Genomic DNA, 10,543 nt, shown 5'->3' with positions numbered 1-10,543 from the left:
CATGCAGTGGCTGCCAACCGGCGAGGCCACGCCCTCGCGGGTTATCGTGCCTTCGAAGCATGGCTTCTGCACTATCACGCAGGTGCCGGCGCCCTGGGCAATACAGCTGGAGTCGTTAGTACAACTCAAGTAGGTCCTGTCGGAGCAGGTGCCCTGGGTCTTGTCGTGGCACTCTTCGGTCACGTCGTTTCCGCAGAACCCGACCCCGCAGGCGTTGGGCGATACCTGGGCGGCGTTAGCCGGTACCGAGCCCGTGCCCTGTATGCAGCTGCTGCCCACTTCCAAACACTGGCCGTCGTTGAAGCAGGGCTGGTCCGGGTCGCCTTGTGGTGCTGAGGCAGTAGCACAGAAGCCGCAGTGGCAGTTGAATCCGCAGGTCGACTTGGGGTGTAGGGCTTGGCACTCAGTATCCGTGGTGCAGTTAATTGAGGCGTTCAGTGGGTCATGAGTGCATTTGCCACTGAAGAATCCGCCATGATTATACGGGGGTGTGCAACTTATCTCGGCAGTCTGGCTGTCGGTGCGCGTGGTCACCCTCGGAAAGATGATCGCCAGGCCCTGTCCGGATACGTTTGACGTGACATCGGGCGGGCAGTCAAAGGACACGCCGCCGAACTTGGGGCTGAATCCGCCTACCGTGCAGGCTAACCCGTCATGGGGGCCGCCGTCGCAGAGGAAGTTATCGCCCACTTCAGGGTTATCGTTCAGATGCCCGCAACGCGGGCAGGGTTGGTCGCTCGTCAGGCCCAGGTGTACGCGGCTGCGCAGACTGGCCGTGGCCTCTCCCTGGCCGGTGCTGGGGTTGGCCGTGCCCACAATGTCGTCTGAGAAATAGGTCGTAACGCAGACCGGTACTCCGCCCGAGCTGAGCGGCAACGGAGAGCCGAAGAAGCGCTCGCACTGGCCGCTTACACATTCGGATCCCGAATCGCAGGGTACCAGCGTGGTCAGGCAACGTCCCTGCAGGGCCGGGCCGCGGATTTCACAATCCTCGGTGCCGTCGCAGTTGCAGGTAACATCGCAGGTGCCGCCGCCGCAGTCGGCGTCAAGCGAGCAGGCGTCACCGGGTGTGGCGCCACCTACGCAGGCCTTGGGGGTGTCGAAGGTCAAGGAGAAGCCTTCCACCAGGGTCGCGTTGTGGCCCAGCCCGGTGGTGCCCGAATCGAGTTCCGAATCTCCCAGGGGGAAAAACTCGGCCGAGGTGCAGGCCAGTCCCGAGGCGCTACCGCCGCCGGGGCAGGTCAGGGTTACCGCCTGGCCCACTGCGTTTTGCAGTACGCGCAGCGCGTCCGCCGCCGTAGCCGTGCCGCCGTCGTCGGCGTCACAGGTGGTGAGGTCGGTGGTTTGGCTGCCAACCGCCATCTGCAGGCAGTAAAGCGCGTCTGCCGCGGTGACGTTGCCGTCGCCGTTGGGCGGCGGGGCCGGGTCGCCGCAGCCCGCTGCCGGGGCCTGCATAGCCGTTACTAGAACAAACAGGGCAGCCGTCAAGCCGGCCGCGAATACCGCACGAAAACTCATCATCAAGATTACCTCACTCCCCTTAGTCGTTCCGAACAGGCTCGGAACGAAGACTATCTATAGAGTGCGGGAGGCTCAGACAACAGCCGGGGGGGGGGATTCTCGTCCAGCGACCCGGCGGATACTGCCGCTTCAGCCGTCCACGCGGTAGAGGCGTCTGACAGCGGCCTCGGTAAAACGAGCAGGCAGCAGTGCCATGGCCGCGGTCAGCCACGGGACCTCGCGGCCGACTCTATAGCAGTGCCGTGGCCGGTGGTCCGACAAGGCACGCGCGACCATGCGCGCCACGCCCACGGGCCCGGGACCGCCACGCTCATCGGCCGCCATGACGGACACCGCGCGTTCGCGCGCGGCCGCGTAAACATCGAGACGCTTATCAACCGACAAGCGGTGATCGCTTATCTCGGTGGCAAAATCACCGGGCTCCACCAGCGACACCCACACACCCTGCGCGCGCACTTCCTGGCGCAAGCCCTCGCTGAGCAGCGCCAGGCCGGCCTTGCTCGCCGAGTACCAGGCCTGGAAGGGCAGGCCCACCATCGAGGCCAACGAGCCCACGTTGACTATGCGCCCACGTCCGGCACTGCGCATGGCCGGCAGCACCGCGCGCGCGACCCGGGCGGGCCCCAGCAAGTTGACCTGCAACAGCGCCAGCGCCTCGTCGTCGCTGGTTTCTTCGAGGGCGCCACCCATCACGACACCGGCATTGTTGACCAGCGCGTCCACTCGACCTTCGCGCTCGAGCAACTCGCCGACACAGTCGGTCACAGAGCGCTCGCTGGCGACATCGAGCTCCAGCAGTTCAAAACGAGTCTCCCCGCAGGCAGCCGGCTTTCGACTCGTGCCGTACACACGCCAACCCCTCTCGGCCAGCAGCGCCGCGGTTTCGCGCCCGAAGCCCGAAGACGCCCCGGTAACCAGCACCACACCACCGTCGCTTTCAGCTGTCATCGCACTTCTCTCCCTGCGGCCGGCCGCGTCCCTGCAAGCGAGCCCCTGTCGTAGGGGTCACCGCTCCTACGTTATACGCAGAAAACGCCCCAAGGCAGCCCGGGCACCTCGATCCGAGGGCGTGGCGAAAGTCACGCCCCTTTTTTCGCCTGCCCAAAGACTGTAGTTATCACTTCCTGCCTCCCACGAGGGGGCAGCCCTGGTACTTTTGTGGTCAAAGGAACGGATCTCCCTTCGAGAGAGCAAACGCAGGAGCAGATGAACCTGCTTTCGGCGGCCACGCTTGCGCACACCCCGTCGCAGACGCTCACGGTGGCCGACCGTATCGAGCAGCGAGCCCTCGACAGCGGCGAGCGTGTGTTCGTGTTCTTCGGCGAGAGGCAACTGACCTACGCCGAGTTCAACAGCCAGGCCAACCGCGTGGCGCACTGGGCAGTAGCCCGGGGTCTTACCCGCGGCGACCGCGTGGCGCTGATGATGGAAAACCGTCCCGAGTTCCTGGTCGCGTGGGGCGGCCTGTGCAAGCTGGGCGTAGTGACGGTGCTCGTCAACAGCAACAGCACGGGCCAGGTACTCGAGCACGCGCTGTCGGTGGCCGACTGCTCGACCGTGATCGTTGGCGAGGAATGCCTCGACCGCGTGGCGAGCCTGGCCGGCAATGCCAGCGCTCGCTACACCTTCGCGGTGATGGCCGACCCCGAGCTCGGCGCCTCGGCCCAGGCACCGCCCGGCTCCCTTGCCCTCGACCAACTTCTGGCCGACCAGTCCAACGACAACCCCGACCCCTCCGTGCGCGAAGGCCTGCTGGCAGGCGACGACCTGTTCCACGTCTTCACCTCGGGCACCACCGGTCTGCCCAAGGCCGCGCGCTTGAGCCACATGCGCTACCTGGGCGTGGGCGACGGCATGTCGGCCATCGCCGGCTACACGACCAACGACGTGATTTACTGCGTGCTGCCCCTCTACCACGGCGCGGCGGGCATGGTCGTTACCTCGTCGGCCCTGTCGCACGGCGCGGCCATAGCAATGCTGCGGCGCTTCAGCGCCAGCCGCTTCTGGGACGACGCCCGGCGCTACGGGGTGACCGGCTGCCAGTACATAGGCGAGATATGCCGCTACCTGCTCGCGCAAGCACCGCGCGACAACGACCGCGACCACGACCTGCGAGTGATGATGGGCGCGGGCCTGGGGCCCGATATCTGGCAGGAGTTTCAGCAACGCTTTGGCGTCGAGCGCATACTCGAAGGCTGGTCGTCGACCGAGGCCAACACCTCGTTGATCAACCTCGACAACCGCGTGGGCTCCTGCGGGCGGGTACCGTTTCCCCAGATGCACAACGGCCGACTGATACGCTACGACGACCAGGCCGACAGTCATCCGCGCGATACCGAGGGCTTCTGCATCGAATGCGAGGTGGGCGAGACTGGCGAGTTCGTGGGCATGGTGCCCGACCTGCCCGACTCCGGGGCCGGCCGCTTCGAGGGCTACACCGACCCCGAGGCCACGAACGCCAAGTTGCTGGCCGACGTATTCGCCCCCGGCGACAGCTGGTATCGCAGCGGCGATCTGTTGCGGCGCGACGAGGACGGCTACTACTACTTTGTTGACCGCGTGGGCGACACCTTTCGATGGAAATCAGAAAACGTATCAACCCAGGAGGTTGCCGAGGCGCTGTCCGGTTTCGACGGCCTGCTGCTGGCCAACGTGTACGGCGTGCGCGTGCCCGGCACGGAGGGGCGCGCAGGCATGGCCGCGCTCATCGTCGACAATGCCGACGACTTTGACGGCCGCGCTTTCTTCGAGCACTGCAGCGAGCGCCTGGCATCATACGCGCAGCCGGTGTTCCTGCGCCTGTCGCGAGAGGCCGACATGACCAGCACCTTCAAACTGCGCAAAGTCGACCTTCAACGCGACGGCTACGATCCGGCTGACGCAAAAGACGACCCGCTGCTCGTGCGCGACGACGCACAAAAGAGTTTCGTGCCGCTGAGCGACGACAGCCTGGCCGCGGCCGGCTACCCGCCTTTTGAGGCGGAACGGGACTCGTGAGCCCCGAAGCGCTGGCCCTCACTGCCGCCGTGATGTTGCTGGCGGCCTTCACGCAGGGCTTTGTCGGCTTCGGCTTCGGCGCCATCGCCATGATGGGTACGGTGGTGGCCTCCGACCTGCTGCACGCATCGGGCGTGGTCAACGTGGCAGGCCTCGCCATGAACATGGGCGCGCTCTACATGCTGCGCCACAGCCTGCTGCTCCCGCTGCTAAAGCGCACGGCACTGCCCGCCATCGCCGGGGTGGCCCTGGGCGTTACGGCCCTGGCCAGCCTCGACACCGTACTCATGACGCGCGTGCTCGGCGGCATAATCCTTGTCGTGTCGATCCTCAACCTGCGCGGCGGCGAGCTCACTAAAAACCCACCCGCGTGGACAGACATGCTGGCGGGCCTGGCCGGGGGCTCGCTGGCGGGCGCTTTCAACGCCGGCGGACCACCGCTGGTCATACAGTTTTACCGGCAGGACGAGGATCCCGAAGCACTCAAGGCCACTTTGCAGGCCCTGTTCCTGGTCATGGGGCTGGCGCGATTGCCGGTGGCCGCCTCGCGCGGGCTGATGAGCGGCGAGGTCGTGCTCGAAGCCTTGATGATGACACCCATGGTACTGCTGGGCGCGTGGCTCGGCGTGCGCACCGCCCGCCACGTGAGTCCCGAACGTTTTCGTACCGCCTGCTGGCTGGGGCTGGGCCTGGCCGGCCTCGGCTTGCTGCTGAACTGAATCGCAGCGCCAGCCAGAGCCCCGCGCAAGCTCCTACTGCATGGTCTGCTTGGACCACTTGGCGCCGTAGTTTTCGCCACCGTCAATGGCGATCGCCTGGCCGGTCACGTAGTCGGATTCGTCGGAGGCCAACCACAAGACGGTGCGCGCGATGTCTATCGTCCGCCCTGGTCGCTCTATGGCCTGGCGGCCGCGCATGCTCTCTTCGATGGCAGGCAATATATCGGCACCCGCGCCCAACGCGCTCGACACCAGCTCGGTGGCCACGCCGCCGGGGCACACGCAGTTAACGCGCACATCGTACTCACCGAGTTCAAGCGCCGCCGAACCGGTGAAGAAAACCACGGCGGCCTTGGCCGTCGCGTACAGGTGTGGCCCCGCGCCGGGGTTCAGGCCGGCTATACTCGCCGTGTTGACGATGCTGCCCTTGCCCTGCTTTGACATCACGCGCCCTGCCTCGCGCACGCCGAAAAACACGCTCTTGAACAACAGGCCCAGCGCGCGGTCGACCTCGGCCTCTTCCATCTCGAGCACCGAGCCACGACCAACCATGGCACCGGCGTTGTTATGCATGATGTCGAGTTGGCCGAATTCGCTCACCGCGCGGGCCACCGCGGCAGCCACCTGCTCGCCGTTGGTCACGTCGGTGTGTTGAAACACGGCGGCGCCTTTCTCCCAGGCCAGCTCGTCGGCGAGCGCCTGCCCCTGCTCGTCCTTGATGTCGGCAACCACCACGCGCGCGCCCTCTTCGACAAACAAGCGCAGCGTTGCCTCGCCTATACCACTTGCCCCGCCAGTGACGACGGCAACCTTCCCTTCAAGTTTTCCCATGTTTTCCTTCTCTCCCGGGACCTAGTCCCGGTCCTGGTTGCGCGGCAATGGAGCGTCGAGAACGTACTGCGACATCGGGTGGGACTCCACCCGTGGTACTTCGAGAAACGCAGCCACGCTCTCCATCATGCGTCCAAAATTTTCCTGCAACTTGTCGTCGCTGCCATCGGCGCAGTACCACAGCATGGGGTCAACGACGGCCTCGGTCGGAAAACCCTCCTCGACTATGGCGTTAAACGGCGGGGCGTCGTCGGTCAAGGCGCGCACGACCTCGTTGCGTATGTACTCGTAGGTGCACTGCACTTCGAGGGCCACGCGCCTGTGGGTGGTGTGCCAGTGCTCCACCCAGTCGGCGTACGGCATGGCCGACGGACACTCGATGAGCGCGATTACGTTGGTACCCGGGGTGCGCTGCCCCACGGCGGCCGTGTGCGTGGTGTTGACCAGCGGCAGCGACTCGACCACGAGATAGCCGGCGAGTTTTTCGCAGCAAGCATGCAAGGCCTGCTCCAACGGCTCGCGCAGGTCGGAGTCCTCGAGCCAGAACGAGACGACGGCCGCCGGAGCGGGATCAAAACGCGTCATGCGCTGGGCGGCAGCGTAGTCGACGTCGGCGTCGGCCAGGTTTACAGCGATGCTCGATGCACCCGCCCCGCGCAGCTGCGCGGGCAGTTGTTCGCGTAAAGCAGCCGAAAAGGCCGCGCTGTCGGTACTGCCGTCCTTCCATAAAACGTAAACGAGTTTTTCCACGCGATGTCTCTCCACCCCGCGCGCACGCGGACAAGCACGACTTATTGCAGAACGCCCGGCCACAGGCCACCTCGCCGAGGTCTTTCTGCTGCCGGCACTTACCCGCGCCGCGCGCTTGCCTCGGGCGCGACGCGGGACTAGCAACAGCCACATGAGACTAAGACAACTGGCGCTGGTGGCCGAGGATCTCGAGCAGACCGCGCGCGCACTGACGCAGGTGTTCTCACTGGGCGATCCTTTTCGCGACCCCGGTGTGGCCACCTTCGGGCTGGCCAACACCGTGTTCGCCCTGGGCGATTGTTTCCTCGAAGTCGTATCGCCCGTGGCCGACGGCACCACCGCAGGCCGACAGCTGGCCCGTCGCGGCGGCCCGGGCGGCTACATGGTCATCGTGCAGGTCGACGACCTGGCCACCGAGCGGCAGCGTGTCGAACAACTAGGCGTTCGCGTAGCCTGGGAGATAGACCTCGGGCAGGCAGCAACCGTACACCTGCACCCGCGCGACCTCGGTGGGGCCCTGCTGTCGCTCGACCAGATGACACCGCCGGCGTCGTGGGAATGGGGAGGCCCCAACTGGGAGCAGCGACGCGGCGAGGGGCAGGTGTCGGCAATACGGGCTGTCGTCATACAGGCCGAAGACCCGGCCGCCATGGCCGAGCGCTGGGGCGAGGTGCTTACCAGGCCCGTAAGCCCGGAGGCCGACGGGTACGCGGTGACACTGGACGAGGGCCGCCTGGTCTTCGTGCCGATAGACCGCGACCGCACGGTGGAGGGCGAAGGAATAGTCGGTATGGAGCTGGCCACCGACAACGCACCGGGCATACTCGAAGCGGCCCGCGAATGCGGCCTGCCCGTAGAGGGCAACATGCTTCAGCTGGCCGGTGTCGACTTCAGGCTGGTAGGGTAAGAACGAGCGGCACGACTCAGCCGCCGCCCACGCCAGCAGGATCAAACTCGGCGTCGGTGGACTGGTAGCGCGCCAGGCCTTCGCCATCGACCTCGCCCCTGAGATAACCGCGGGCCTCGAGGTAATTAATGTGGGCCAGGCACTCGCCAGCGGCCATGAAGAACTGCGAATCGTCGATCTCGCGATCGAACAGCGCCGGAAAAACATCGGGTACCGTGGCCGCCTCGCCGCAGGCCGCGCGCACGCGAACCAGGGCCTCGCGGTGATGCTCCACGAGATAGGCCAGGCGCGCGTGCAGTCCGTTAAACGGCAGGCCATGGGCGGGCAGCACGAGCACGTCGTCGGCAATACGATCAGGCAGCGTTGTGCACGACTCCAGCCACTCGCCCAGCGGGTCGGCGTGCGGCTCGGTAGGGTGCACGCTCACGTTGGGAGTTATACGGGGCAGCACCTGGTCACCGGCAAGCATGATTTTCAGGTCACGCGAATAGAGACACGCGTGCTCGGGCGAATGTCCGCGGCCAACCACCACCTCCCAATCGCGCCCGTCGATCTCCACCATCTGGCGATCACGCAAGCGGCGGTGGCCTGCAGGCAGAGGGTGTATCAGCGCGCCGAAAGAACCAAAACGCATGCGGTAGTTGTCCAGGCGCTCCTCGCTGAAACCAACGCGCTTGTAGAAGGCCACAGCGTCGGCGCGAATGTCCTGCGGACCGTCGGCGGCCAGCATGCGCAGCAAAAAGAACTCTGACCGAGCCATCCACAGCTCCACGCCAAACCGACTGGTGAACCAGCCGGCCAGGCCAACGTGATCGGGGTGCAAGTGGGTGGCGATCACCCGGCGTATGGGTTCGCCCGAAAGACGGTTATCGATGATGGACTGCCACAGCTTCTTGACGTCGCTGTTGCGCAGGCCGGTGTCGAGAACGGTCCAGCCGCCGTTGTCGCGCAACAGGTAGCAGTTAATGTGGTTGAGCGAGAACGGCAGCGGCTGCCTGAGCCACATCACGCCGTCGGCCAACTCTATGAGTTCACCCGGCTCGGGCGGAGTTTCGATCGGATAGCTGATGCCGTTCTTCACGGGCGCATTGTATTTGATTGCGCAGCTGAACCAACGTGGCGGCGTCAGTCGGCCTTCGCTTCGAAGAACTCCAGCATTCGCGGGCCCACCCGCTCGCGCAGCAGCACGAGCGCGTTTTCCGGCCGTATCATTACATCCAGACGCGTTATCAGCCCGTCCTCTCCAAGGGTGATCAGGTCGATGCCCTGCAAGGCGCAGTCGCCCACGTGACCGTGGAACTCCAGGGCGAGCTCGGCGCCGTCGAGCCACTGCCGGTGGTAGGTGAAGTCGGTAATGGTCTCCACGATGATGCCCAGCAGGTGGGCCACTACCGCCTTGTCCTCGATACGGTTCCAGTAAGGCGGCGCGCCCATGCTCACCTCGTCGGCCAGCAGGGCAGCCAGGCCCTCTGTGTCGCGCGCGTGAACCGCACTGTTCCATCGGGCAAGGAAGGCCTCGGTATCAACAGGCATAAATCAATCTCCCTGGTCTTCGGTCGGTCATCGTGCGGCCCGTGACCGCACTGTTTTTCAGCCCTTGCCTACCTGCCCCCAGTCCAACTCGCCCAGGGCCAGCTCAAGCTCGCGGGTCTGGCCGCCCACCTCCATGAATGCCTTCATAGCGGCCTTGGCATCGTCGGTCGCCAGCAAGCGGTTGAACAGGTGGGCCTCCTCGAGCAGGCCCTCTGTAACCGGTGGCTCGGCGGCGTTGATACCCTGCTTGGCCAGCGCGATGGCCTCGGGCGGAAACGACGCTATGCGCCTCGCGAGGCGGTCGATGAAGGGGGCGAGTTCCCCGGGCGGCAGGGCGCGGTTCACCCAGCCGTAGCGCTCGGCCAGCTCGGCGTCGAAATCCTCGCAGCCGAAGATGATCTCGGCCGCCCGGGCGCGCCCGCACAGGCGCGGCAGGCGCTGCGTGCCGCCGCCGCCTGGAAGTATGCCCAGCGCGACCTCGGGCTGAGAAAAAATCGCGCGACCGATGGCGGCAAAGCGCATGTCGAGTGACAGCAGGAACTCGCTGCCACCGCCGCGCGCTCGGCCTTCGACCTGGCCGATGCTCACCTTGGGCATGGTGCGAAAGCGGTCGACCATGACGTGAAAAAAACCAAGCGTGTCTGCCTTGGCCGGTACATCGTCGGGAAGCTGGAGTATGAAGTCCACGTCGGCGTGGGCGATAAAAAACTCCGGGTCGGCGCTGTCGAAGACCACCACCCTTACGGCCGGGTCGGCCTCGATCTCGCGGCCTACGCGGTCCATCTCTCCCATCAACGCCAGGTCAAAAAGATTTATCGGCGGGTGATCTATCGTCACCCTCGCGACGCCCTCCTGCAGCCCGACCTTCAGACACTCGTATCCTTCATACGCCATGGCACACCTCCTGGTCCGCAGACGCTAGCACGCCGACGGGGGCGACAATACCGACCCCGCGCGGTCAACGGGTCAACCCGTGCTCGGAAGCTCGGTGCCCGGCGGCATCTGCTCGAGACACTGCGCCATATCAAAGTAGTCGGTCCACCGACGGATAATATTGCCCTCGACCTGGAACGCCCCCATGACAGGAAATTCCGCGACCCGGTCCTCAAGGTGATAACGGTCTGTCCGTTCCGTTAAGACGATGCCGTCCTCGGACTGCGCGATATGATGGATCACGTACTCGACCGACAGCGCTGTTTCGTGCAAAGGACCAAGTACGCTCCACACCCCCTCGGCGCCCTTGACCGCTCCCATGGGGATATTGTTAAACACCGACTCGTCGTCG

General features: G+C 65.4%; 11 protein-coding genes. 3 read left to right on the top strand and 8 right to left on the bottom strand.

Translation table 11 applies throughout. The annotated features are described in order from the left end of the window. Both EYQ35_10750 and EYQ35_10745 read right to left on the bottom strand, forming a co-directional pair. Positions 1-1,518, bottom strand: a 1,518-nt coding sequence (locus tag EYQ35_10750) for a hypothetical protein (protein HIF64614.1), incomplete at its 3' end; no start/stop codon positions are given. Positions 1,519-1,650: 132 nt separating this feature from the next. After that, positions 1,651-2,469, bottom strand: a complete 819-nt coding sequence (locus tag EYQ35_10745) for an SDR family NAD(P)-dependent oxidoreductase (GenBank protein ID HIF64613.1) — start codon at positions 2,467-2,469, stop codon at positions 1,651-1,653. A gap of 258 nt (positions 2,470-2,727) precedes the next feature. Between EYQ35_10745 and EYQ35_10740 the strand changes: the two genes are divergently transcribed. Together EYQ35_10740 and EYQ35_10735 are read left to right on the top strand one after the other, a co-directional pair. Further along, on the top strand, positions 2,728-4,518 hold the full coding sequence (locus tag EYQ35_10740) for a long-chain-acyl-CoA synthetase (GenBank protein HIF64612.1): 1,791 nt from the start codon (positions 2,728-2,730) through the stop codon (positions 4,516-4,518). Further along, the gene (locus EYQ35_10735; GenBank protein HIF64611.1) at positions 4,515-5,237 is read left to right on the top strand and encodes a sulfite exporter TauE/SafE family protein; all 723 of its coding nucleotides are present in this window, start codon (positions 4,515-4,517) and stop codon (positions 5,235-5,237) included. Before EYQ35_10740 ends, EYQ35_10735 begins: the two co-directional genes overlap by 4 nt. 33 nt (positions 5,238-5,270) lie before the next feature. Here the strand turns inward: EYQ35_10735 and EYQ35_10730 are convergent, their stop codons facing one another. Beyond that, positions 5,271-6,068, bottom strand: a complete 798-nt coding sequence (locus EYQ35_10730) for a glucose 1-dehydrogenase (GenBank protein HIF64610.1) — start codon at positions 6,066-6,068, stop codon at positions 5,271-5,273. 21 nt (positions 6,069-6,089) lie between these two features. After that, positions 6,090-6,818: a hypothetical protein gene (locus tag EYQ35_10725; GenBank protein ID HIF64609.1), complete on the bottom strand. Its 729-nt coding sequence runs from the start codon at positions 6,816-6,818 to the stop codon at positions 6,090-6,092. A gap of 151 nt (positions 6,819-6,969) precedes the next feature. Between EYQ35_10725 and EYQ35_10720 the strand changes: the two genes are divergently transcribed. Beyond that, on the top strand, positions 6,970-7,725 hold the full coding sequence (locus EYQ35_10720; protein ID HIF64608.1) for a hypothetical protein: 756 nt from the start codon (positions 6,970-6,972) through the stop codon (positions 7,723-7,725). Positions 7,726-7,741: 16 nt separating this feature from the next. Here EYQ35_10720 and EYQ35_10715 read toward each other — a convergent pair whose 3' ends face one another. The 4 genes from EYQ35_10715 to EYQ35_10700 all read right to left on the bottom strand — a co-directional run. Continuing rightward, positions 7,742-8,731, bottom strand: a complete 990-nt coding sequence (locus EYQ35_10715) for an MBL fold metallo-hydrolase (protein HIF64607.1) — start codon at positions 8,729-8,731, stop codon at positions 7,742-7,744. A gap of 119 nt (positions 8,732-8,850) precedes the next feature. Next, entirely contained in the window at positions 8,851-9,258 is a 408-nt protein-coding gene (locus EYQ35_10710) for a nuclear transport factor 2 family protein (protein HIF64606.1), read from the bottom strand. Positions 9,259-9,315: 57 nt separating this feature from the next. Beyond that, positions 9,316-10,152, bottom strand: coding sequence for an enoyl-CoA hydratase/isomerase family protein (locus EYQ35_10705; protein HIF64605.1), 837 nt, complete (start codon positions 10,150-10,152; stop codon positions 9,316-9,318). A 72-nt stretch (positions 10,153-10,224) separates the two neighbouring features. Continuing rightward, positions 10,225-10,543 (bottom strand): hypothetical protein (locus EYQ35_10700; protein ID HIF64604.1); only part of this gene is annotated, 319 nt, incomplete at its 5' end.

The organism is Candidatus Binatota bacterium, from assembly GCA_012960245.1.
GTDB lineage: Bacteria > Desulfobacterota > Binatia > UBA1149 > UBA1149 > UBA1149.
Note: the sequence above shows the minus strand (reverse complement) of the source record. Positions and strands in the feature narration are given on the sequence as shown.

Coding starts and splice junctions, on each gene's coding strand:
- EYQ35_10745 (HIF64613.1), bottom strand. CDS start 2,469: ATGACAGCTGAAAGCGACGGTGGTGTGGTGCTGGTTACCGGGGCGTCT.
- EYQ35_10740 (HIF64612.1), top strand. CDS start 2,728: ATGAACCTGCTTTCGGCGGCCACGCTTGCGCACACCCCGTCGCAGACG.
- EYQ35_10730 (HIF64610.1), bottom strand. CDS start 6,068: ATGGGAAAACTTGAAGGGAAGGTTGCCGTCGTCACTGGCGGGGCAAGT.
- EYQ35_10720 (HIF64608.1), top strand. CDS start 6,970: ATGAGACTAAGACAACTGGCGCTGGTGGCCGAGGATCTCGAGCAGACC.
- EYQ35_10715 (HIF64607.1), bottom strand. CDS start 8,731: ATGTGGCTCAGGCAGCCGCTGCCGTTCTCGCTCAACCACATTAACTGC.
- EYQ35_10710 (HIF64606.1), bottom strand. CDS start 9,258: ATGCCTGTTGATACCGAGGCCTTCCTTGCCCGATGGAACAGTGCGGTT.
- EYQ35_10705 (HIF64605.1), bottom strand. CDS start 10,152: ATGGCGTATGAAGGATACGAGTGTCTGAAGGTCGGGCTGCAGGAGGGC.